The organism is Cupriavidus sp. GW822-FHT02D05, assembly GCF_058802485.1.
In genome coordinates this window covers 233,097-256,699 of record NZ_JBXAOE010000010.1, presented here as the reverse complement: position 1 = coordinate 256,699, position 23,603 = coordinate 233,097, and the positions used below count along the sequence as shown (strand labels likewise).

The window sequence follows — 23,603 nt, the reverse complement described above, 5'->3', positions numbered from 1 at the left end:
GGATATGCGGGCCAGCGACTCAGTCGGCGCCCTGCTTCGACATTGCGCGTGACTCTCCCGCCAGCGCCGGCTCGCCGGCGGCGCCGGCCGTGCTCAGGGCTTCCTCGCACGCTGTGCCCATGCTGGTATCGGGCGCCTGGGGCGCGAACTCCGGCTCCGGGGCCGGCCCGGGCGCGACCGGCAGGATACGGGCGGCGCGCCAGTTGCCAAAGCGGTAATACGCCACGGCCAGCGTGACCGAGACCACCGAGCCCAGCGGAAAGCTCCACCAGATCGCATCGGCGCCGACGGCGCGCTCGAGCACCCAGGCAAATGGCAGGCGCACCACCCACATCGACAGGAACAGGATCACCAGCGGGGCCATCACCGCGCCGGTGGCGCGCACGGTGCCGAACAGCACGATGGTGAAGCCGAACAGGATGAAGGACCACAGCACGATGGCATTGATATGCTGCGCAATACCGATGGCCGTGCCGTCATCGGGCAGGAACAAGCCCAGCGAGTGACGGTTGAACAGGTAGATCAGGGCAACCAGCGTTCCGGTCATCAGCAAGTTGAACATCAGCCCCACGCGTGTGATGCGCGTCACGCGACTCCACAGCCCGGCGCCCACGTTCTGCGCCACCATCGACGACACGCTGGCGCCAACCGCCAGCGCGGGCATCTGCACGTACGTCCACAACTGCGAGGCCACGCCGTAGGCGGCGGTGGTCTGCGAGCCGTAGCGATTGACCAGCGACATCATCACGATCGCCGACGACGAGATCACCACCATCTGCAGCCCCATCGGCAAGCCCTTGGCCACCAGCGCGCGCAGGATCGCGGTATCGGGCCTCAGGTAGGCGAGCTGGTGGCGCCGCAGCGCCAGGAAGTGGTGGCGGCGGTAGAGCACGACCAGCATCGCGGCCAGGCTCGCCAACTGCGCGATCAGCGTGGACAGCGCCGAGCCGGCGATGCCGAGCTCCGGGAACGGGCCGATGCCAAAGATCAGCAGCGGATTGAGCACCACGTCCAGCCCCACCGACAACAGCATGAAATAGAACGGCGTGCGCGAGTCTCCCGCGCCGCGCAGCGTCATCATCACGAAGTTGTAGAAATACATGAAGGGCAGCGCCAGGAAGATGATGCGCAGGTAGCTGATGGCAAGCGCCCTGGCATCGGCCGGCGTGCCCATCGCGGCAAGGATGTCGGGCGTGAAGGCGTAGCCCAGCGCCGCTGCCAGCACCGACAGCAGGACAAAGAAGGTGGTGCTGGTGCCCACCACGCGGCGCGCCTCGACCAGGTCGCGCGCGCCCACGGCTTGCCCGATCATGATGGTGTTGGCCATGCTGATGCCGAACACCACGCCGAGCAGGAAGAACAGGATGATGTTGGCGTTTGAGGTGGCCGTCAGCGCCGCCTCGCCGAGGAAATGCCCCACCCACACGGAATTGATCGAGGCGTTGAGCGACTGCAGGATGTTGCTGCCCAGCACCGGCAGCGAAAACAGCAGCAACGTGCGGCCGATCGGGCCCGTGGTCAGCTGGGCTTTGGATTTTGTTGGCATGTTCGGGGGTGGTCTCGTGTTTTTATCGTGTTCTTGTCGTGTTCTTGTCGTGTTCTGATTGCGCCTGGGATCGTCGGGAAACGCGGGGCAATGCCATGCGCGATGCCCACGTTTGCCACTATGTCACACCTTGCCGACAGCCCTTGTCGGTAGTCGTCTGTCAGACGGAAAGCCAATTGTAAGCAGTTGTTTGGATCAGGGCACGAGCTCTGCGCGCAAGGAGTCAAACATTGGCGAAACGCAATACACAAGTGGCCCTTGGTGTCTCGCAGAGCGGCCATGGCGGTGTCCCCGCCGTGGCGTCCAAGCGCCGTTTCCATCCATGAACCGTGAGGTCCGATATGACGAAGAACACGCCGATTCGCTTTTTGCAAGCTTCCACCGCCCTGGCTGCCGGCCTGCTATGTGCGGCCGCCTTTGCCCAGACGCCCGCCGTTCCTGCCGATAGCGGCAACGCCGCGGCGCCTGCCGGCATGACACAGATCGAGCCGCCGAAGGATCCGCTGGTCCAGCGCCGCGATGCCAACAAGCAGGCCTCGGACGAATACAAGACCAAGAAAAAGGCCGCCAAGACAGAGTACAAGCAGGACGTGAAGTCCGCCAAGCAGCAAAAGAGCGCCGAGAAGAAGGCCAACAACGACACCATGAAAAAGGACATGTCGACCACGCCCGCCGACGCGCAGAAGAACTAAGCGCGTACGGCCGCGTTTTGCCGCTTCCCCCTTCCCCCTTCCCCCTTCCCCCTTCCCCCTTCCCCCTTCCCCCTTCCCCCTTCCCCCTTCCCCCTTCCCCCTTCCGGGCAACCACGATAAAACGCCCCGCCTCCCCCAAGGAGGCGGGGCGTTTTATCGTGATGATCGCTTGAACCGCAGCGCCATTGGGCGAACCATCAGGCGCAATTTCCGAGTCTGTGGCATCTCCGGGTAGAATCGCGTTAGGTGCAAACTAGATCACATTATGGGAAGAACCGTGGATATCAATGGCAACGCATTGACAGGTGCTCAGCTGGAACAGTTACTGGATCGCCTCGAAGCCGATCTTGAGGAAGGCAATTCAAGCGAAGCCGCCGATTTGCTGGCCAGATTGCGCGCCAAGCCTTTGCGGGCCGACTCCCTTGAGTCCATCGACCGGCTGCATACGCTATGGATGCGCGCGGGGGATCCGGAGGCTGCGCTGGCGGTGGTCAACGTAGACGGCGCCGGCACGCTGGAAGCCACGCCGCGCGAAGCGCAGGCCGAACTGCGCATGTACCTGGCGCTCTATCGCCTCCAGATAGCCAACCACGTCAACGAGGAAGAGAGCATCCAGCGTGCCCTCGCTGAGATGCGCGCCATCGTGGCAGGGATGCCGGAGCTGAATGCGGACCGGTATCGGCAGCTTCGCGTGTTCGATAGCCTGGAAGTGCGCAAGCTGGGCATTGCGCTGGAGACAATTGACCTGCGCCATGCATTGAACGGGGCCATCGCGGAACGCGCGCCGTTCCGTGCATGGGACCTCGCCGACTATCAGCGGCGGCGCGCCTGGGCGCTGACGCGCCATGACAGCAACGACGAGGCCCGCGCAGCAGCTGGCGCGGCCATCCTGGCGCTGCAGACGGCCGACGCGCAACAGGACGTCGACGAAAACGACTGGCTGCGCCTGGGCAGCGCCCTGATCGGCATCGCGCCCGAGCGCCTCGCCGACTTCCAGCAGGCCGCGAGGGCCCTGACAGCGCAGCAGTCGTTGCCGCAGCGCCGTGAACTGGAAGTCCGGCTGTCCCGGCTCGCGGCGCGCGCCTTGTACGCGCAGGGCGATTTGCCTGGCGCACTGGACGCCTGCTCCGCCGCGCGCCATAGCCTGTCGTCGAACGGCAGCGATGACTTCATCGAATACGAGCTGCCGTGGCTGATGCAAGCCCAGCGCGTTGACGAGGCCGGCCGCCGGGCATTCCTGCACATCTATCAGGTCGAGGACGAGATGTGGGATGGCGCCGCGCAGCTGGTTCACGCGCGGCTGGCCGATGCGGCCGACGGCTCGGCCTGGTGGCCATTGTGCGCCATGCGGGCCTGCAATACGGAAGAAACGCTGGCAGCCTTCCTGTCAAAAGCGCAAGAGGGAGAACAGGATCCGCGGACCCTCTCCCCGACCCATGAAGCGCTCTTTGGCGCCGTGGGTGAGCAAGTGGATGCGCAGGCCTTGCAGTCGGTATTCGACGCAGCACGCGCACTGGCCGAGCAGCGTTCGCCGGGCCATCCATGGATCGCAAGACTGGCGGCGGTCAACGACGGCGCGGCGGGCCGCATCGATGCCACAACGCAAGCGGCGCGGCTGTATGCGGCGGCGCAGGAAGGCGGCATGCAGGACAACCGCACGGCCTATGCCCTGTTCGAGGCTCGGGTGCAATCGCTTGGGGTGATCCAGACGCTGAAGCTGCCGGCCTTCTCGCTGCCAAGCGGGCTGTGGGCGTACAACTTCGGGGTCGCGCTTGGCGATTTGCTCGGGGAACACCTGGACCGCGTCCCTGCCGAGTCGCGCAACGAAACCTACAGCGATTTCATCAAGCTGCAGATTGCCGCCTACGAACAAGGGCAGGCGTGCCTGGAGCGCTATTTCGAGAGCGGTGCCGGCCATCCGTACGATGCCTGCGCGCACCTCTACTCCATGCTGTGCAACAACCTGGCCATCATCTATCGGTACGACGAGCGGCGCTACGAGGATGCCGTCGAGCTGCACAGGCGCGGCATCGCCGCCAGCCCGTTTGCCGAACACTACGCCGGCCTGCTGAGCGTGCGGATCGCAATGCAGGATTCCGAGGGGATCATCAGCGCCGCCGAGCAGCTCTGGCACTACGCCGCCGAGTTTGGCTACAGCCGGCATGACCCCAACGACTACCTGAGCGAGGTGTCGCAGGCCCTGTACAAGCTCGATCGCGACCGCGAGATTCCCATCTGGGTGGAGCGCCTGGTGAAATGGGAGCGGGAAGAAGGCCAGGACGGTAGCAAGCTGTCGAGCAGGGACTTGGGCGTGCGCCTGCAAATGGCTTTCAACCTGGCGCATAACTGCCCCGAAGAAGCCGCGGCCCTGTGGAGCCGCATCGCGCACCACGTCGATGGTTGCTCGGAATCCTGGATGGTCAGCCTGGCGGCCGACACGCTCAGTGGGCTGCAGCGCCACGCCGAGGCCGCCGCCCTCTTTGAGCGTGCCATCGCACTCAATCCGCGCAGCAACGAATACGAGCTCGCCGATGTCAAGGCGATGGAGGAAAAAGTGGCGCTCTACCGCACGCAAGCCAACCCTGCCGGCAAGAGCAAGAGCTGGTGGCAAGTCTGGAAATGAGTACCGCCAGCCGGATGACAGGCTACGCGCCGCGCAACGCCCTCAATGCCGGCGCCCTGAAGGCGGGCATCGCCGCGCGCAGCCAGGCGCGTGGCGACGATGCCGCGGTGCGCGCCTGGCTGCTCAACCACTTCTATCGCCATCTCGTCGCCAACTTCGAGCCGGCCATCAAGATCGATTCGCTCGACGGTGCGCGGCAGGCCCTGAGATCCGAGGCGATGCCGGAGTGGGTTGCGGCGCGCTTTGGCGCGTCGGCCAAGGCGAGCGGCGAAGCAGCAATGCCACCGGCCCCGGTCGTCTGGGTGGATCCTGTCGAGCCGCGCCTGCTGGCGCTGGAAGCGCGGCTCGTCGAGTTCCTGACCTCGCGCAAGGGCACCGCTCTTGACGGCAAGCTCGACCGCATCACCTGCCCGCAAGCACTGGCGCTGTGGGACAAGGAACATGCCGAGATGGCCACGCGCATCGAGCGCGGCTGGCGCCAGAGCCAGCCCGAAGCGCTGCGTACCTTGCTGTCGACGCCGCATGGCGTGTTCGTGGAATTGCTGCCAGACAGTGCGCTGCTGCGCGCGGAAATGGCCTTTGAAAGCTACGTCATGCGGCATTGCCTGGGGCAGTTTTCCGACCGGCGCGCGCTCTCCGGCGGCTACGGCGAGCGCTATGCCGAAGCGGTGGCGCAGCAGCGCCTGCGCTTGCTGAGCTTCCGCGATGCCAGCGGACAACCGCATATCACCATCAGCGTGCATGTGCTGGCCAGTGGCGCGCTCACCATCGACCAGGTCAAGGGCAAGCAGAACAGGCCGCCCATCGCGCGCTACGTGGAAGATGTGCTAGCCTGCCTGAACGCCCTGGGTACCGATGCGGAAACCCCGGACGATTGCATCGCCATCGGCGTGGTGCGCACGCCAGCCGGCTGGGCGCGCATTGAAGACGTGGCCGACGCCGCGACGCAGACCCGATTGGTCGCCCGGTACCCACAACTCTTTGTCAGGCTCCGCGCGCCGACGCCAATGGTGGAGTGGCTGGTCGCCGCGCGCCAGCCTGGCTTGCTGACGGAGCGTTCGCCAATGGCGGCATCGGTCCGGTATGCCACTCGGCAAACGCCGGGCGCGGGTGACGCCGAGGCGGTTGTCGCCACCGAAGACGTGCCATGGCCGGACATCTCGCTGTCGCACGCGGCGCAAATCCAGGCTTCGCCCTCGCGAGGTGTAACGGAGCGCCAGATCGGATGAATGGGATGAATGTCTTCTACCTGCTCCTCGGGGCCTTTGTGCTATGGCGGGTCTACCGCTTCCTGCGCCCCAAGCGTCCCGCTGTGTTCACCCGGCGCAAGCAATGGGCATTGACGTTGGCGCAGCCCATGGTTGATGCCACCAGCATGACGGGGTTTTTCAACCCCGCATCGGACCACATGACCGACGCGGCGCGCGCGTTGTTCCGCGTGCAGTTGCTGCATCAGATGGAGTTCCGCGCCAATGCCACGGATGACGAAGTGCGCCAGCACCTCGCCCAGATGTTCGAATCACGGTGGTTTCGCGCCGACCTGCATGCGCTGCTGCCGACCGACGATCCGCGCGCCGCGCTGGCCTTTGCCTGCGTCCGGATGGCCTTTTTTGCGCGCACCGTCATGCTGATGGGCTGGGTCGAGCCGATGGCCGCGTGGCGCGTGCTCCTGCTCAACGCGCAGCGCGCGCAGGACTGTTTTGCCAGCTGGGAAGACTTCGGCCATGCCTTTATCGCCGGCCGCCAGCAATGGCTTGCCGCATTCCGCGCCGACCCTCTGGGCAAGGCCTTCGATGCAGCCAGCTTGCGCCAGCTGCTGGCGCCGCCCAAGGGCGCCTGGGCAGCGCTGGCATGGCCGGACCTGCCGGCGTTCAGCCCCGAGCCGCGCTGAGTCAGCGCCTGGACGCCGCCCGGTAGGCGGCGATGCGCGCCTTGAGTCCCGGCCGGGCGGCGGAGCGCACCAGCTCGGCCAGCTGCGCCGCGCGCGCCGCTTCTGCCATGGCGTGGCCGCCCTGCGTGGCGGCCTGGATAGCGGCATGGGTTGGGGCGTCCAGCCGGCGCGCACGCTGCGCCAACGTGGCAAGCGCGCCGGCGCGCGCCTGCGGCGCCATCAAATTGCCGGCCATGTCGCAGGCCAGCGCTTCCTCGGCCCGAACGGCCCGCCCGCTCGCGATCCAGTCCCGCGCCGTAGCCACACCCACCAGCTGCGCCAGCCGAGCGCTGCCCAGCACCAGGCCGAAGGCCGCGCCGGGGAAAGCCAGCGTGCTGCCCGGCGCGATCCAATGCTGCTCGCAGGCCACCATCAGGTCGGCGCCCGCGCCCATGGCGCGGCCCTGGACCAGCGCGACGGTGGTAAAGGGTGCGCCGTGCACGCTTTGCAGCAGCAGCTCGACGCGCACGAAACGCGCCAGCAGCGAATCGTCGCTCTCGCTATCCAGCTCACCCAGATCGAACCCCGTGCAGAAATGCGTGCCGGCGCCGTCAATGGCGAGCAGGCGGGTGCCATCGTGGTGGCACGCCAGCACCGCCGCCGCGAGCGCCTCCACCAGCCCGGCCGACAGCGCATTGCCACGCTCGGGCCGGTTCAGCGTCAATCGGGTGACGTCGCCTTGCTTGTCAATCAGCAGACCGGCTTGTTCCACGTTCACCCCTGCGCCGGCGCTGCCGCCGGCGCCCACAGGTTGGGCACCAGCGCATTGGAGTAGCCGGATACGAACGGCTTGGTGGCGCCGCTGGCGGCGTCATACACATGGCGCTGGATGCGGCCAATGTTGCCTCCATACAGATGCACGCTGATCGACACCCGGTCGTCATGCGCATTGCGCACGCGGTGCACATCGCCCAGCGTGGGCGAGACCGCGGCCACCTGGCCGGCGCTCAGCACCACGGCGTCGCCGTCTTCCACCAGCCGGCCGCCTTCCACGCGGTAGTGCTGGTCCACCTCGGCGCCGCGCAGCATGCCGATCAGGCCCCACACCGTGTGGTCGTGCACGGGCGTTTGCTGGCCCGGCCCCCAGACGAAGCTGACCAGCGAAAAGCGATCGAGCGGATCGCCATAGAGCAGATGCTGCTGGTAGTAGACAGGATGCGGGCGTGCCATGGCCTCAGGCAGCCAGTCGTCGTGCGCCACCAGTTCGCTCAGCGCGGCGCTGGCTTGCGCGAGGATGTCCGGCTCGCTGCTGCCCTCGCGTTCTGCCTGCGTAACCACGCGGCTGATGGTGGCAACGAACGCGCGCAGCCGATCGATGTTGCCGGTCTTGTCGCTCATGATGATTCCTCTATCTGCCTTTGACTTACGTGGGGTCTTGTTCCGTGGCTGCACTGCCCGCCTGGTAGCGGGCGCGCACGGCGGCGTTGTGCTCGCCCAGCGCCGGCGGGTCGCGGCGGATCGGCAAGCCCAGCCCGTCGAAACGCAGCGGCGAGGCGAAGGTGCGGGTCTGGTGGCCGCCAGGCAGCGTCAGCGGGCGCACCCAATCCATATGCGCCACCTGCGGATCGTCCAGCGCGGCGGCATAGTCGTTGATACGCGCATGCGGCACGCCAGCGGCATTGAAGGCGGCTATCCAGTGCGCCACGCCAGCGGTGGCAAAGCGCTCCTCCAGCAGGATCTTCAGTGCGGCCTGGTTGGCCGCGCGGTCGCGCGTGGTGGCGAAGCGCGCGTCCTGCGCCAGAGCGGGCAGTGCCACCACGCGCACCACTTCGAGCCACAGCTTCTGGTTGCCCGCGGCGATGGCAAAGTAGCCATCGGCGGCCTGGAAGGCCTGGTAGGGCGCATTGCGCGGATGCGCGGAGCCCAGCTTGGCCGGGCTTCGGCCGGTGCCGAAGTACTCGCTGGTCTGCAGTGCGGCGATGCCGAGCGTGCAACCGTACATCGGCACATCGATATGTGCGCCCGCGCCGCCGGCCCGCACCCGGGTGAGCGCGCTGGCAATGGCAAAGGCGCCGTACAGCCCCGAAGCAAAGTCCGCCAGCGGCACGCCGCACTTCACCGGCGCGCCATCGGGCTCGCCGGTTACGCTCATGACGCCGGCCGCAGCCTGGATGGTCAGGTCGAACCCGCCCTCGCCTGCGCGCGGGCCGCTCTGGCCGTAGGCGGACACCGAGCAATACACCAGACCTGGCTTTTGCTCGCGAAAGCTGGCGTAGCCCAGCCCGAGCCGGTCCATCACCCCCGGGCGGTTGTTCTCGATCACCACGTCGGCATCCAGGATCAGCGCACGCGCCAGCGCCACGTCGGCGGCATCCTTCAGGTTGAGCGCCACCGACTCCTTGTTGCGGTTGAGCGAGGCGAAGTTCTCGGAGAAGCCATCGGATAGCGGCGGCCACTGCCGCAAGGTGTCGCCCTCGGGCGCTTCCACCTTGATCACCTCGGCGCCCATATCGGCCAGCAGCATGCCGCAAAAGGGCCCGGCGGCAACGGTACAGAATTCCACGACCCGCACGCCTTGCAGCGGCAGGTCCTGTTGGTCGAGATCACGCATGGGAAGCATCCACAGGGAAGGAGAGAGAGGCGGCGCAGTGAATCAGCCGTCCTCTTCGGCAAGCTGCCGGCCGCGTTGCGACAACGCGCTGCAACGATTATAGGGAGTTGCAAAATACGATACTATCGTTCCACATTTGAGAACAGGGTGCGCCATCCGCATCAGATGCCCGCATGGAGCATAAGCATCGATGAACAACACCTTGATCAAGGGCCTCGGCGTGATCGAGTTGCTGGCGCACAGCGACCGGCCGCTGGGCCTCACCGAGATCGCCACCCGCCTGGGCCTGGCCAAGAGCAATGTGCATCGGCTGCTGCAAGCGCTGACCGAACTCAATTATGTGATTCGCGACGCCTCCGGCACCGGCTACAGTGCGTCGATCAAGCTCTGGGAGTTGGGCTCGGCGGTGCTCTCGCGGCTGGACCTGCGCCGCCATGCCCAGGCGTGGATGGACAAGCTGATGCACGCCAGCGGCGAGAGCGTGCACCTGTCCGTGCTGGACCGCGCCGAGGTGGTCTACGTGCACAAGATCGACAGCCCCAACCCCGTGCGCGCCTATACCCAGATCGGCGGGCGGGCGCTGGCGCACTGCGTGGCCACCGGCAAGGCGATGCTGGCCTTCCAGCCGGACACCGCGTTGCAGCGCATGTTCACCACGCTGGTGCCGTCCACACCCAACAGCATCGTCGAGCCCGAGCGTTTCCTGCGGGAGATGGCCAAGGTGCGCAAAGAGGGCTATGCGGTCAACCGCGGCGAGTGGCGCGAGACCGTCTACGGCGTGGCCGCGCCGATCTGCGACGGCAACGGGCACGTCATCGCCGCCATCGGGCTGTCGGGGCCCGCTGAGCGGTTCAAGCCGCACAAGATCAAGGGCTTTGCCGCGCTGGTGCTGAACGCGGCCACGGAGATCTCCGATGACCTGGGCGGCGGCAACCGGCACAATGCACTAGCGCTGGCTACGCGCAGCATGGTGGCGATGCGGCGCGGCTGAGCCCCGGGCATCAGCCATTCTTCCTGAGCCCGTGAGAGATCGCGGACGGTGGCTTTTGCTGCACTTTCTCCCGCCCCTCGGAAACGCCGGCGCCTGCCGATGCACAAAACCGGCCGACGCGTTAAGCTTGCGGTTTGGCCGCCGCGCCCACGCGCGGCATCCCCCACCGCGGCGGCACCGGCTGCGCTTGTCGCACGCAACCTTCTTCAGGAGAAAGGCATGTACCAGGATCTCGCCCTCTACATCGACGGGGAATTCGTCAAGGGAGGGGACCGACGCGAGCAAGACGTCATCAACCCCGCCACCCAGGAACTCCTGGGCAAGCTGCCGCATGCCAACCGCGGCGATCTGGACCGCGCCCTGGCCGCCGCGCAGCGCGCCTTTGAAAGCTGGAAGAAGACCTCGCCGCTGGAGCGCTCCAAAATCCTGCGCCGCGTGGCAGAACTGACCCGCGAGCGCGCCAAGGACATCGGCCGCAACATCACGCTGGACCAGGGCAAGCCGCTGGCCGAAGCCATCGGCGAAGTCATGATCTGCGCCGAGCACGCCGAATGGCACGCCGAGGAATGCCGCCGCATCTACGGCCGCGTGATCCCGCCGCGCCAGCCCAACGTGCGCCAGATCGTGGTGCGCGAGCCGATCGGCGTGTGCGCTGCCTTTACGCCGTGGAACTTCCCTTTCAACCAGGCGATCCGCAAGATGGTCTCGGCCATCGGCGCCGGCTGCACGCTGATCCTCAAGGGCCCGGAAGACTCGCCCAGCGCGGTGGTCGCGCTGGCCCAGCTGTTCCACGATGCAGGCCTGCCCCCGGGCGTGCTGAACATCGTCTGGGGCGTGCCGGGCGAGATCTCCACCTACCTGATCGAATCGCCGATCGTGCGCAAGATCTCCTTCACCGGCTCGGTGCCGGTGGGCAAGCAACTGGCCGCGCTGGCCGGCGCCCACATGAAGCGCGTGACCATGGAACTGGGCGGGCATTCGCCGGTGCTGGTGTTTGACGACGCCGACATCGAGCCGGCAGCGGAAATGCTGGCGCGCTTCAAGCTGCGCAACGCCGGCCAGGTGTGCGTATCGCCCACGCGCTTCTACGTGCAGGAAAAAGCCTACGACAAGTTCCTGGCGCGCTTTACCGAAGTGATCGGCTCGATCAAGGTTGGCGACGGCCTGGACGACGGCACCCAGATGGGGCCGCTTGCGCACGAGCGCCGCATCGCCTCGATGGAGCAGTTCCTGGACGACGCCAATCATCGCGGCGGCAAGGTGGTGGCGGGCGGCAAGCGCATCGGTGACAAGGGCTTCTTCTTTGCCCCAACCGTCGTCACCGACCTGCCCGACGACGCCAAGCTGATGGTCGACGAGCCCTTCGGCCCGGTAGCGCCGGTGACGCGCTTCAAGGACGTGGAAGAAGTGCTGCGCCGCGCCAACAGCCTGCCGTTCGGCCTGGCCTCGTACGTGTTCACCAACTCGCTGAAGACCGCGACGGTGGTGTCCAACGGCCTGGAAGCCGGCATGGTCAACATCAACCACTTCGGCATGGCGCTGGCCGAGACGCCGTTTGGCGGCATCAAGGATTCCGGCATCGGCAGCGAAGGCGGCCAGGAAACCTTCGATGGCTACCTGGTGACCAAGTTCATCACGCAGGTCTGATGTACCGTCCTGGCCGGGCAACCGCCCGGCCAGGAAAAGAGGGTTGGCGACGGCTAGCGAGCGCGCGAACCAGGCCTATTTCCCCCGGGCCTTGTGGTAGTCCTCGGCAAAGTCCTTCCACTGTGCCTGCGCCATCTCGCAGCCATGCCGCGCCAGCCGCAGCACCGGCGCGCGCCAGCGCGAACCGGCAGCGAATTCCTGCAACGCCTCGATCCGATCGGCGGCTTCATGTCCGCAGCCGCGCAGGTGCGCCCAGGCCGCCGAGCGCGCCATCGTGAGAAGCACCTCGTTCAGGCTGGCGCGATCGGTGTGAGGCCCAAGGTTCACGCGGTCGGCCGTGGGCTGCAGGCTCTTGACGATATAGGACGGGCTTGCTGGCCCGGGCCCCATCGCCACCGCTGAGAGCAGCGCAGGCGAAGCCGCCTGCATGGCGTGCTGGATATGCACCACGCGCGACGCGTCGCTGCCCCACGCGGGTTGCGCGCCATACGGCAAGCCTTGCCACGCGCTGGGCGCGGCGCGCTTGATGTCGATAAGCCGCTGGGCGGTCGGCGTGCCGGGCGCATGGGCTAGCACCACATAGCGCTCCAGCCCCAGGCTACCCACGCCCGCCACCCGCCGCGCCGCGTCGTCGGCCACGAACTGGCCGTGATGGGCCTGCCGCGCGAACTCACGCAGGATGGCGCCAGCGCGCTTGCGCTCGCCCTTGAGCGGTGCCAGCGCATGGATGTTGTCGACCAGCAGGCGTCGTTTCCCGCCACGCCGCACGGTGCGCGCCGCCAGGACCTCGCCGCGGCGGCGGCGTTTGACGCGGCGCAGCAGCGTCGCCACCAGGCCGGTAGCGGTGGCGCGCTCCACCCAGCGCGGCTTGCCGCTGGCCAGCACCGCCGCGTAGGTATCGAGCATGCGCTCGGCACCCGCGCGCGCGTCGGCATCCGACAGGCCGAGCTGCGGCGCCGCGATCATCAGGCTGGACAGCAAGCGCACGAGGTCCACCGTCAGCGGCGCAACCATCGCGTCGTCGAAGTCGTTCAGATCGAAATAAACCAGGCCGTTGTCGCCCTTGAAGCTGCCCAGGTTCTCCAGATGGAGATCGCCGCAGACATAGGTGGTGGGTGCCTCCATCAGCGCGGCCTCGGTGCCCACTGAGGCCGCGTAGAGGTGGTTGGTGCCACGTAGGAAGGCGAACGGATCGGCGGCGATGGCCGCGAGCTTGCGGGTCAGCCGCTCGGGATCGCGGCCATGGTTATAGATCAGGATGGCTTCCGTAGCTGGGTGCATGGTTTCCTCGTAGTGGCGGGCAACCGGGCAAGTGTACCCGGATGGCGCGCACGGAACATGCACCGCACGCGCAGGCACACTCAGCGGAAGAAAACCCCGCGCAAGAGGAACGTGTAGTCTGCCTCGGCCGCCATCAGGCCCACCAGCACCAGCAGGCAGAGCGGCGGCAGCAGGATGGCGCAGATCAGCGCCAGCCGCTCCCAGGCCATGTGCATGAACACGGCCACGATCAATCCGGCCTTCATCACCATGAAAAGCAGGATCAGGGTCCAGCGCAGATAGCCCTCGAAATGGAAGTAGTCCACCAGGTACGACAACGTGGACAGGACGAACAACAGTGCCCAGATCTTCAGGTACAGGCCAATGGGATGTTGCTGCCCATGTTGCTGCCCATGCGCTTGCCCGTGCGGCAAATCGCCGTGCGAGCCGGCAACGGCGGGGGCCTGCGCGGGCAATTCGGGAGATGGGGTCGACGCAGCCATGATGGGCCTCACCAGAGATAGAACAGCGCGAAGATAAACACCCAAACCAGGTCCACGAAGTGCCAGTAGAGCCCGGCGATCTCCACGATCTGGTAGTTGCCCGTGCGCTCGTAGCGGCCCCGCAGCACCTTGGTGGCGACGATCAGCAGGTAGATCACGCCGCAGCTCACATGCAGGCCATGGAAGCCGGTGATCATGAAGAAGGCGGAGCCAAACTGCGGCGCCCCCATCGGGTTGCCCCACGGGCGTACGCCCTCGGTCACGATCAGCTTGGTCCATTCAAAGGCCTGCATGCTGACGAAGGCCACGCCGAACAGCGCCGTGGCAAACATGAGCAACGCGCATCTCACGCGATCGCGCCGGTAGGCAAAGTTGACGGCCATCGCCATCGTCCCGCTGCTGCTGATGAGCACGAAGGTCATGATGGCGATCAGCAGCAACGGCACCTCGGTGCCACCCACCTTGAGCCCGAACACGATGCTGGGGTTCGGCCAGGGCGCCGTGCTGGCGATCCTGACCGTCATGTACCCGGTCAGGAAACAGCTGAAAATGAAGGTGTCGGACACGAGGAAGATCCACATCATCGCCTTGCCCCACGACACCTTGAAGGCCTGCTGGTCCGAGGACCAGTCGGCCACCAGCCCGCGCAAGCCGGTCACCGCCGGTGCGGATGAAGTGGGTAGCGAAGACATGGGCACGTCTCCTTCGAGAATCGGCCGGGCCGCCTAGCCGCGGCCGCAGATAAAGCGAACGAACTCCGGCGTGAGCCAGCCAAGCGCGGCCAGCAGCACCAGCCACACGGCCAGCAGGAAATGCCAGTAGCGCGCGCACAGGCGAATGCGCAGCGCGCTGCCCGGCCCGGCGCGCATGGCCATCGCCCAGCCAGCCAGGCCGCCCAGCACATGCAGGCCATGCATCGCGGTCAGCAGGTAGAAGAAACTCCCGGACGGGTTATTGGCAGGCACCACGTGGATGGCGAGCAGGGCCTGCCATGCCCACAACTGCGAAGCCACGAACGCCGCCGCGGCCAGGCCGCCGAAGCACAGCGCGCGGTGCGCCACCGAGACACGTCCGGCGCGGGCCGCGCGCGCGGCCACCAGCATCACCCCGCTCCCCGCAGCCAGCAAGGCCGTGGACAGCCAGACCTGCCACGGCAACGCCACCGCGTGCCAGTCAGGCGAATCCATGCGCATGGCGTACGCGGCGATAAACAATGCAAACAGCGAGCTCACCACGCCCATGAACACCCACAGCCCGATGCTGGCCGGCGCGGGCCTCGCGCGCTGCCTGCCCACATCGCCGGGGCCGGGGCCCGGGCGCCGCTCGCCGTCGGCACCGGCGCGATAGACCAGGTTAGCGTTCATGCCACGGCTCCATGGCTGGTGTGCGGCTCGGGCTCGGCGCCCCCGGCCTCGGGTGGCGCGTTCTGCGCGATGAAATCCTCGCTCGCGCCTGGCACGCTATAGGCATAGGCCCAGCGATGCACCACCGGCTGCTCCGCGCCCCAGTTGCCGTGCACGGGTGGCGTGTCCGGTGTCTGCCACTCCAGCGAGGCCGCGCGCCAGGGATTGGAGCCCGCCGGCCTGCCGTGCCTGAGGCTCCAGGCCAGGTTGAAGATGAACAGCAACTGCGCCGCCGCCACGATAAACGCCGCCACGGAGATATAGGCGTTCATGGTGTGCGCCGACTCGGGGATGAAGGCGTAGTTGTCGTAGGCGTAGTAGCGCCGCGGCATGCCAAGGATGCCCAGGTAGTGCATCGGGAAGAAGATGGCATAGGTGCCGACGAACGTCACCCAGAAATGAATGTGCCCAAGCTTGTCGTTGAGCATGCGGCCGGTGACCTTGGGGTACCAGTGATAGATCCCGCCAAACACCACCAGGATCGGCGAAACGCCCATCACCATATGGAAGTGCGCGACCACGAAATACGTGTTCGACAGCGGAATGTCCACGCTGACATTGCCCAGGAACAGCCCGGTCAGGCCGCCGATCACGAAGGTGCTGATAAAGGCGATGGCAAACAGCATCGGCACCGAGAAATGGATGTCGCCCCGCCACAGCGTGATGACCCAGTTATAGACCTTGATGGCGGTGGGAATCGCGATGATCAGCGTGGTGGTGGCAAAGAAGAAGCCGAAGTACGGGTTCATCCCGCTCACGAACATATGGTGCGCCCACACCACCACCGACAGCACGCCGATGGCCAGGATGGCCCACACCATGGTGCGATAGCCGAAGATGCTCTTGCGCGAATGCACGCTGACCAGGTCGGAGACGATGCCGAACGCCGGCAACGCGACGATGTACACCTCCGGGTGGCCGAAGAACCAGAACAGGTGCTGGAACAGCAACGGGCTGCCGCCCTTGTAGTTAAGCTGCTGGCCCAGCGACACGATTGCCGGCATGAAGAAGCTCGTGCCCAGCGTGCGGTCCAGCAGCATCATCACACCCGACACGAACAGCGCCGGAAAGGCCAGCAGCGCCAGGATGGTGGCCATGAAGATGCCCCACACGGCCAGCGGCATGCGCATCAGCGTCATGCCCTCGGTGCGCGCCTGCAGCACGGTGGTGACGTAGTTGAGCCCGCCCATGGTGGCGGCCACAATGAAGATCAGCAGCGACACCAGCATCAGGATGATGCCCCACTCATAGCCGGGCGTGCCCGGCAGGATGGCCTGCGGCGGATACAGCGTCCAGCCGGCGCCGGTGGGCCCGCCCGGCACGAAGAAGCTCGACAGCAGCACCAGCACCGAGAGGAAGTAGACCCAGAAGCTCAGCATGTTGAGGTACGGGAACACCATGTCGCGCGCCCCCACCATCAGCGGGATCAGGTAATTGCCGAAGCCGCCGAGAAAGAGCGCCGTGAGCAGGTAGATCACCATGATCATCCCGTGCATGGTCACGAACTGGTAGTAGCGGTTGGCGTTGATAAACGTGAAGTGCCCGGGGAAGCCCAGTTGCAGACGCATCAGGTTGGAGAGCACCACGCCGATCAGCCCCACGAAGATGGCAACCAGCGTGTACTGCACCGCGATCACCTTGTGATCCTGGCTCCAGATGTAGCGGGTAAAGAAGCTCTGCGGTCCGTCGTGGGCGGCCTCGTCGGCGTATGCCATTGCACTCCCTCCTGTAACCTTCTTTGCAACCTGCCTGCGACCTACCTGGCCGCCGCGCCCGACGCGGCGCCTGCCTGCGTTGCAGCGCCGGGCGCGCCGTTGGCGCGGATGTAGGCAATCAGCGCGCTCACCTCCTCGTCGCTCAGGGCCATCTTCGGCATGAGCGGGCCGAAACCCTTGACCAGGCGCGCCTGCGGATCGGTGATCTCCGTCTTCAGGTAAGCGTCGTCGACCTTCGCGCTGCTGCCGTCGGCAAAGGTCCCGGTACTGCCATACAAGCCCTTCCAGCTTGGCCCCACGCCAACGGTGCCATCGATGCTGTGGCAACCCACGCAGCCCTTGCTCTGGGCCAGCGCACGGCCCTGTTCGACGAGCGTATCGGCTGCCGGCGCGCCAGCAGGCGCAGCCGCTGGCGCCGTTGGGGGCGTCTTCACCATGGTCAGCGCAAACGTCGGCTGGCGCGCGAGCCATGCCTGGAACGCCGCCTCGTCCTCCACCACCACGTGGCCACGCATGTTGTAATGGCCGACCCCGCACAGTTGCGCGCACAGGATCTCGTACGTGCCCGCCTTGGTCGGCGTGAACCAGAACGACGTAACAGTGCCGGGCACCATGTTCATGCGGGCCCGAAACGGCGGCACGTAGAAGTCGTGGAGCACGTCCTTGGAGCGCAGCAGCACCTTGACCGGACGATTCAGCGGCAGATGGACTTCCTGGCCGGCGACGATGATGTCGTCCTGCCCGCGCGGGTCGTCCGGGTTCACGCCGAGCGGGTTGGCGGGCGTGACAAAGCGCGGGTCCGAGGTGCCGAGCTGGCCGCCCCGGCCGGGAAAGCGAAAGCCCCACTGCCACTGCTGGCCCACCACCTCCAGAACCATGGCGTCGCCGGGTGGACGCACGTACTCGGCATAGACGAACAGGCCCGGCGCCAGCAGCGCGATCACCCCAAGCGTGGTGCCCGCGGTCAGCCACAGCTCCAGCTTGGGGTTCTCCGGCTGATAGGCCGCGCGCGCGCCGTCGCGATGGCGGTAGCGCCAGACGATGTAGGCGACGAACAGGTTGATGATGACGAAGAAGATGCCGGTGATGACCAGCGTGATGGTCAGCGTGTCGTCCATCTGCTTCCAGTTGGAGGCAAGCGGTGTCGCCCACCACGGGCTCACGAAATGGAAGAGCACCGAAGCAACGACGATGATCACGATTGCAATGGCTATCGCCATACCGACCCTCCCCGCTTGCGTACAGAAGGTTGCGAACTACACGCAAGCTGAGATAAGACTAGTGCATCTGGTCCGCCACCGGCAAGGCGGCCTTGACAGCGCTTTGGGTGCGATGCCACACAAAATTGGCCCGGCCACGCGCCACCGGCGGCAAAACAAAAAGCGGCGGAGAAAGCCGGAGCTTTCATCCGCCGCCGCCGGCCCGCACGGCCCGTGTAGTGGCAATGCGCGGGTCTAAACCACTAAACCACTAAACCACTAAACCGCGTAGACGCAGGGCAATGGAAGCAGGGATATGCGCTGCGGCACGCGCTGATGGGTTGGCTGGTATTTCCTCCGGTTTGCGTGCTCAGTGAGATACATCCTTGCTTTCGAGCTTCCAGTAGGCAATGGCCGCGGTCATGCCGAAGATCATGTGGCCAACCAGCGTATGCCAGCCACGCGCATCGGCGAACCAGGTGAAGAAGTGCGTCATGCCGTAGAAGTTGAGCAGGTACACGGCAATGCCGAATACCGCGCCGGTAAGCAATGCCAGGCCCGTGCTCGAATCCAGGTGAAATGGCGCGATGATGGCCCCCAGGATCATGCCCAGCACCGCGCCGAGCACAAAATGGATCATCAGCGCCGCGGCCACGGTACCCACGCTGAACAACGAAGTCTGGAGCACGTCCTGCCCCATCAGGATCGCCGCGATCATCCGCGTCGTGCCCCACGGGTTGATGCCCGCCACCATCGTCGACCAGAACAGCTCGATCACCATCAACAGCGCCCCGGCCGCCAGCCCCGACACCGCTGCCGCGGTCCAGTCTGGCATGCGGCGCACGTAGTGGTGCGATTGCATGTGAAGTTCCATAGCCACCTCCAGATATGCTGTTTCACCGCCGCTTTTGCTGCAGTTGCGCTGCGGTTGCTCTGCTGTTGCTCTGCTGTTGCGCTTCTTATACGCAAGTTGCGACTCGACTGCCGATCAGGCCTGCGTATCTGCACAGCATAGGACACGCCGGCCTGATCGTTTGACCGCACACGCGCAAATAAGTGCTGGAGGTGGGCCGGCGCCACGTTGGCGCCGCAACGTGCCACGCGCGGGTGACAGGATCGGTACTTGGCGGGCAGCGATCCGTTCAGGCGGCGCTGGCCTGGGTGCCGGCGACCGCCGCGAGTGTCGCCAGCACGCCGTGCTCGCGCAGCATGCGCGTATGCGTGGCAAGCGTTTCGACGAACACGCGCGAAGCGGCCAGATCCCCGAACACCGGCGTGAACGACGCGATGGCCGCGATGCGATCCGCTTCCCGCGCATGCCGGGCATCGGCCTCGGCCAGCAAGGCATGCAGCGAAGATGCCAGCGGGTCTTCGATACGGTACTCGGCGCCGTGCTCGTCCCGGCCGCGCAGGAAATGCAGCCAGCCGGCCACGCCCAGCGCCAGGCGCGGAAACGGGGCACCGGCGCGCAAGCGCTCGCGGATCGGCGCCAGCAGGCGCTGCGGGATCTTCTGCGAGCCGTCCATGGCGATCTGGCTGGTCTTATGCTGCAGCGCGGGATTGGCAAAGCGCGCCAGCAGGTCGCGCCGATAGGCCACGGTGTCCAGCCCCGGCAGCGCAGGCAAGGTTGGCAGCATTTCCTGCTCCATCATGCCGGCCACCAGCGCGCGCACAGCCGGCACGGCGATGGCGCGGTCGGTGGTGGCCCACCCGGCCACCATGCCCAGGTAGGCCATGGTCGAATGGCTGCCGTTGACCAGGCGATGCTTGAGCGTCTCGAACGGGTGCGCGTGTTCGACGAACTGCGCGCCGCCCGCCTCCCAGCGTGGCCGGCCGGCCACGAAGCGGTCCTCCATCACCCACTGCAGGAAGGGCTCGCCCACCACGGGCCATGCGTCCTCCACGCCAAGCGCGGCGCTGATGCGCGCGGCATCGTCCACGGTGGTCTTGGGCACGATGCGGTCGACCATGGCATTGGGAAAGCCGCAGCGTTCGGCCACCCAATCGTGCAGCGCGCCATCCACGCGCGCGCAGAAGGCCAGCAGCAAGGCGCGCAGCGTGTCGCCGTTGGCGGCGATGTTGTCACAGCTGAGCAAGGTCAGCGGCGGCAGGCCGCGTGCCATGCGCCGTTGCAGGCCGCGCGCCAGATAGCCGATGGCGGTAACCGGGGCGCTGGCATGCAGCAGGTCATGCACGACGCCCGGGTCGCTGAAGTTCAATGTGCCGGTGGCGGGGTCATGGCAGTACCCCTTCTCCGTCACCGTCAGGCTGACGATGCGCGCGTCCGCATGCGCGATGCGCTCCAGCACGGCATCGGGATCATCGGCGGCCACCAGCACCGCAATCACCGCGCCGATCACCTGCAACTGCGCGAAGCGGCTGCCGTCGTCGCGCACCCCGCGCAGCGCCAGCGTGTACAGGCCTTGCTGTGGCGCCAGCGCGTCGCGCGTGTCAGGCCGGCGCAGCGAGACGCCGACGATGCCCCAGTCTAACGAGTGCGCGTCGGCGGCATCCGCGTGCAGCGCGGCTTCCGTCACCGCCGCCTGGTGCGCGCGGTGAAAGGCACCGATGCCCAGGTGGACGATGCCGCCGCGCAGGCGTTCGCGCGGATAGCGCGGGCGCAGTACGTCCTGCGGAAGTTGCGCGAGCGTGTCGGGATGCAGTCTTGGCGTCGTCATCGTGCGTGCCTGTGTTTGCCTGGCATTAGAACTACCAGTGCCAGAGCGTGCCATCGTGGGCAAGGCGATTCACCGGCAGGTAGGCGCGTTGATAGGGATACCTGGCCGCCAGCGTCTCGTCGATATCCACGCCATGTCCCGGCGCATCGCCCGGATACAGCATGCCGTTGGCAAAGGTGTAGGCGTGCGGGAACACCGCATCGGTCTCCTCGCTGTGGCGCATGTATTCCTGGATGCCGAAGTTAGGCACCCACAGATCAAAATGCAGCGCGGCGCCCATGCACACCGGCGAGAGGTCGGTCGCGCCATGCGAGCCGGTGCGGACCTGGTGCATGGCGGCGAAATCAGCGATGCGGCGCAGGTGCGTAATGCCACCCGCATGGACCACGGTGGCGCGGATGTAGTCGATCAACTGTTCCTGGATCAGCGTCTTGCAATCCCAGATGGTGTTGAAGACCTCGCCCACCGCCAGCGGCGTGGTGGTGTGATGGCGGATCAGCCGGAAGCTCTCCTGGTGCTCCGCGGGCGTGGCGTCTTCCATCCAGAACAGGCGGAACGGCTCCAGCGACTTGCCCAGGCGCGCCGCCTCGATCGGCGTGAGCCGGTGGTGCACGTCGTGCAGCAGGTGCAGGTCCCAGCCAGCCGCGTCACGTACCTTCTCGAACAGGCGCGGCGTGTGGTCCAGGTAGCGCTCCGTGCTCCAGTCGTGCTCCGATGGCAGCGACGCATCGGCCGGCTCGTAGAACAGGCGGTCCGACGACACGCCATACACCTTGTTAAGCCCCGGCACACCCGATTGCGCGCGCACCGCGCGGTAGCCCATTTCCTGGTAGCGCAGCACCTCGTCCACCGTGGCCTCGATATCGCTGCCATTGGCGTGGCCGTACACCATCACGCCGGTGCGGCTCTTGCCGCCCAGCAACTGGTAGAGCGGCATGCCCGCTGCCTTGGCCTTGATGTCCCACAGCGCGGTATCCACCGCGGCGATCGCGCTCATGGTCACCGGCCCCCGCCGCCAGTACGCGCCGCGATACAGGTACTGCCAGATGTCCTCCACCTGGTGCGGGTCGCGCCCGATCAGGCAGGGCGCCACGTGGTCCGCCAGGTAGCTCGCCACGGCCAGCTCGCGGCCGTTGAGCGTGGCATCGCCAATGCCGCTCAGGCCCTCGTCGGTCTCGATCTTCAGCGTCACGAAGTTGCGTCCCGGGGAACACACGATGACGCGCGCGGCGGTGATCTTCATGCTCTCTCCTGCGTGGTTTTCTTCGATGGTTCCCGGTGCCTGCTCGCGCTTACATGACCGCGCCCAGCGACCACGGCACGAACTCGTTCTGCCCGTAGCCGTGCAGCTCGCTTTTGGTCTTTCGCCCCGATGCGGTCTCCAGCATCAGCCGGAAAATCTGCTCGCCCTTGTGCGCGATGCTGGCGCCGCCATCGACGATGTCGCCGCAGTTGATGTCGATATCGTCGGCCTGCCTTTGCCACAGCGCGTTATTGGTCGCCAGCTTGAGCGAGGGCGATGGCGCGCAGCCGTAGGCCGAGCCGCGCCCCGTGGTGAAGCAGATCAGGTTGGCGCCGCCCGCCACCTGGCCGGTGGCCGAGACCGGGTCGTAGCCAGGCGTGTCCATGAAGACTAGGCCGCGCGCGCGCACCGGCTGCGCGAATTCGTAGACCTCCACCAGGTTGGTGGTGCCGCTCTTGGCCACCGCGCCTAGCGACTTCTCCAGGATGGTGGTGAGCCCGCCGGCCTTGTTGCCAGCCGAGGGATTGTTGTCCATGCTGCCGTGGTTGCGCGCGCAGTAGTCCTCCCACCAGCGGATCCGCGCCAGCAGGCGCGCGGCCACCGCTGGCGACGCCGCGCGGCGCGTCAGCAGATGCTCGGCGCCGTAGATCTCGGGCGTCTCGGACAAAATGGCGCCGCCGCCGTGGCGCACCAGCAGATCCACGGCCGCGCCCAGCGCCGGGTTGGCAGTCAGCCCGGAGTAGCCATCCGAGCCGCCGCATTGCAGGCCCACCGTGATGTGGCTCGCTGGCACGGGTTGCCGGTGCACGCGATTGGCATCGGCAAGCAGGTCCTGCACGATGGCCACGCCGCGCGCCACCGCGCCGGCCGTGCCGCCGCTGTCCTGGATGTTGAACGCATGCAGGCGCGGGCCGCCGGCCATGCCAGCGAGATGCGCCTCGGCCAGTAGGCCATCGATCTGGTTGGCCTCGCAGCCCAGCCCCACCACCAGCACCGCGGCAAAGTTCGGGTGGCGCGCGTAGCCCGCCAGCGTGCGGCGCAATACGCGCAGGTTCTCGCCCTCGCTATCGGTGGCGCAGCCCGCGCCATGCGTGAGCGCCACCACGCCGTCCACATTGGGAAACGCGCCCAGTGCCTCGGGGCGAAGCTCGCGCCGGAAATGATCGGCAATGGCGCGCGCCACCGTTGCGGAGCAGTTCACCGAGGTGAGGATGCCAATGTAGTTGCGGGTGGCCACGCTGCCGTCGGCCCGTTTGATGCCGTCGAAGCAGGCAGGTGCATCAACGTACTCGGTGGCGCGCGCATCGGCGCCGGCAGCGTATTCGCGTGCGAACTCGCCCATGGCCAGGTTATGCGTATGCACGTGCTGGCCCGGCGCGATCGGCTGGCGCGCAAAACCGATGATCTGGTTGTAGCGCCGCACCGGCGCGCCCGCGGCGATGGCGCGCACCGCCAGCTTGTGTCCGGGCGGCACCAGGCTGGCGACGGTCACGCCCTCGGCGGCGATGACGGTGCCCGGCACCAATTGGCGGCAGGCGATGACGATGTCGTCGGCGGGGTGTATGCGGATGACATTGAGGATGTTATCGGCTGGCATGCTGGCTCCGGGCGGATGGCTGAGA

Annotated in this window: 20 protein-coding genes; 6 read left to right on the top strand and 14 right to left on the bottom strand. The window is 66.7% G+C overall.

Going from position 1 to position 23,603, the window contains the following annotated elements:
- Positions 1 to 19: 19 nt before the first annotated feature.
- A complete protein-coding gene (locus tag AC1RQK_RS15850) occupies positions 20 to 1,546 on the bottom strand; it encodes an MATE family efflux transporter (protein ID WP_492809763.1) in 1,527 nt (508 codons plus the stop codon).
- A gap of 341 nt (positions 1,547 to 1,887) precedes the next feature.
- On the opposite strand from AC1RQK_RS15850, the gene AC1RQK_RS15845 reads away from it, so the two are divergent.
- The 4 genes from AC1RQK_RS15845 (at position 1,888) to AC1RQK_RS15830 (ending at position 6,752) form a co-directional block, all read left to right on the top strand.
- Positions 1,888 to 2,238: a hypothetical protein gene (locus AC1RQK_RS15845; protein WP_492376735.1), complete on the top strand. Its 351-nt coding sequence runs from the start codon at positions 1,888 to 1,890 to the stop codon at positions 2,236 to 2,238.
- A 265-nt stretch (positions 2,239 to 2,503) separates the two neighbouring features.
- Complete coding sequence (locus tag AC1RQK_RS15840) at positions 2,504 to 4,861, top strand: coiled-coil domain-containing protein (protein ID WP_492809761.1); 2,358 nt, start codon at positions 2,504 to 2,506, stop codon at positions 4,859 to 4,861.
- Complete coding sequence (locus AC1RQK_RS15835) at positions 4,858 to 6,090, top strand: hypothetical protein (protein ID WP_492809759.1); 1,233 nt, start codon at positions 4,858 to 4,860, stop codon at positions 6,088 to 6,090. Before AC1RQK_RS15840 ends, AC1RQK_RS15835 begins: the two co-directional genes overlap by 4 nt.
- A 5-nt stretch (positions 6,091 to 6,095) precedes the next feature.
- Entirely contained in the window at positions 6,096 to 6,752 is a 657-nt protein-coding gene (locus AC1RQK_RS15830; RefSeq protein ID WP_492375885.1) for a DUF1266 domain-containing protein, read from the top strand.
- Between the two features lies 1 nt (position 6,753).
- Here AC1RQK_RS15830 and AC1RQK_RS15825 read toward each other — a convergent pair whose 3' ends face one another.
- Genes AC1RQK_RS15825 through AC1RQK_RS15815 form a run of 3 tightly spaced genes read right to left on the bottom strand, consistent with a single transcriptional unit; the run spans position 6,754 to position 9,342 of the window.
- Entirely contained in the window at positions 6,754 to 7,503 is a 750-nt protein-coding gene (locus AC1RQK_RS15825; RefSeq protein ID WP_492809757.1) for an enoyl-CoA hydratase/isomerase family protein, read from the bottom strand.
- A 2-nt stretch (positions 7,504 to 7,505) separates the two neighbouring features.
- Positions 7,506 to 8,129, bottom strand: coding sequence for a cysteine dioxygenase family protein (locus tag AC1RQK_RS15820; RefSeq protein ID WP_492375887.1), 624 nt, complete (start codon positions 8,127 to 8,129; stop codon positions 7,506 to 7,508).
- A 25-nt stretch (positions 8,130 to 8,154) separates the two neighbouring features.
- A complete protein-coding gene (locus AC1RQK_RS15815; protein ID WP_492375888.1) occupies positions 8,155 to 9,342 on the bottom strand; it encodes a CaiB/BaiF CoA transferase family protein in 1,188 nt (395 codons plus the stop codon).
- Between the two features lie 190 nt (positions 9,343 to 9,532).
- Between AC1RQK_RS15815 and AC1RQK_RS15810 the strand changes: the two genes are divergently transcribed.
- Together AC1RQK_RS15810 and AC1RQK_RS15805 are read left to right on the top strand one after the other, a co-directional pair.
- Positions 9,533 to 10,333, top strand: a complete 801-nt coding sequence (locus AC1RQK_RS15810; protein WP_492375889.1) for an IclR family transcriptional regulator — start codon at positions 9,533 to 9,535, stop codon at positions 10,331 to 10,333.
- Positions 10,334 to 10,552: 219 nt separating this feature from the next.
- Complete coding sequence (locus AC1RQK_RS15805) at positions 10,553 to 11,980, top strand: NAD-dependent succinate-semialdehyde dehydrogenase (protein ID WP_043356737.1); 1,428 nt, start codon at positions 10,553 to 10,555, stop codon at positions 11,978 to 11,980.
- A 75-nt stretch (positions 11,981 to 12,055) separates the two neighbouring features.
- Here the strand turns inward: AC1RQK_RS15805 and AC1RQK_RS15800 are convergent, their stop codons facing one another.
- The 10 genes from AC1RQK_RS15800 to AC1RQK_RS15755 form a co-directional block, all read right to left on the bottom strand.
- Positions 12,056 to 13,261: a DUF2252 family protein gene (locus AC1RQK_RS15800; RefSeq protein ID WP_492809754.1), complete on the bottom strand. Its 1,206-nt coding sequence runs from the start codon at positions 13,259 to 13,261 to the stop codon at positions 12,056 to 12,058.
- Between the two features lie 80 nt (positions 13,262 to 13,341).
- A complete protein-coding gene (locus tag AC1RQK_RS15795; RefSeq protein ID WP_492375891.1) occupies positions 13,342 to 13,743 on the bottom strand; it encodes a cytochrome C oxidase subunit IV family protein in 402 nt (133 codons plus the stop codon).
- Positions 13,744 to 13,751: 8 nt separating this feature from the next.
- Entirely contained in the window at positions 13,752 to 14,435 is a 684-nt protein-coding gene (locus AC1RQK_RS15790; protein ID WP_492375892.1) for a heme-copper oxidase subunit III family protein, read from the bottom strand.
- Positions 14,436 to 14,468: 33 nt separating this feature from the next.
- Entirely contained in the window at positions 14,469 to 15,107 is a 639-nt protein-coding gene (locus AC1RQK_RS15785) for a cytochrome c oxidase subunit 3 family protein (RefSeq protein ID WP_492375893.1), read from the bottom strand.
- Positions 15,104 to 16,861 carry a cytochrome c oxidase subunit I gene (ctaD, locus tag AC1RQK_RS15780; RefSeq protein WP_492375894.1) on the bottom strand — a complete coding sequence of 586 codons (1,758 nt, stop codon included), beginning with the start codon at positions 16,859 to 16,861 and terminating at the stop codon, positions 15,104 to 15,106. The genes AC1RQK_RS15785 and ctaD overlap by 4 nt, the downstream gene beginning before the upstream one ends.
- A 41-nt stretch (positions 16,862 to 16,902) precedes the next feature.
- Positions 16,903 to 18,081 (bottom strand): c-type cytochrome, encoded by a 1,179-nt coding sequence (locus AC1RQK_RS15775; RefSeq protein WP_492809751.1) that lies wholly within the window; start codon positions 18,079 to 18,081, stop codon positions 16,903 to 16,905.
- Between the two features lie 349 nt (positions 18,082 to 18,430).
- Positions 18,431 to 18,934, bottom strand: a complete 504-nt coding sequence (locus tag AC1RQK_RS15770) for a hypothetical protein (protein WP_459375043.1) — start codon at positions 18,932 to 18,934, stop codon at positions 18,431 to 18,433.
- Positions 18,935 to 19,202: 268 nt separating this feature from the next.
- Entirely contained in the window at positions 19,203 to 20,738 is a 1,536-nt protein-coding gene (locus AC1RQK_RS15765; RefSeq protein ID WP_492809749.1) for a mannitol dehydrogenase family protein, read from the bottom strand.
- Between the two features lie 31 nt (positions 20,739 to 20,769).
- Positions 20,770 to 21,981 carry a D-mannonate dehydratase ManD gene (manD, locus tag AC1RQK_RS15760; RefSeq protein ID WP_492375897.1) on the bottom strand — a complete coding sequence of 404 codons (1,212 nt, stop codon included), beginning with the start codon at positions 21,979 to 21,981 and terminating at the stop codon, positions 20,770 to 20,772.
- A 49-nt stretch (positions 21,982 to 22,030) separates the two neighbouring features.
- A complete protein-coding gene (locus AC1RQK_RS15755) occupies positions 22,031 to 23,578 on the bottom strand; it encodes a UxaA family hydrolase (protein WP_492809747.1) in 1,548 nt (515 codons plus the stop codon).
- Positions 23,579 to 23,603: the final 25 nt, after the last annotated feature.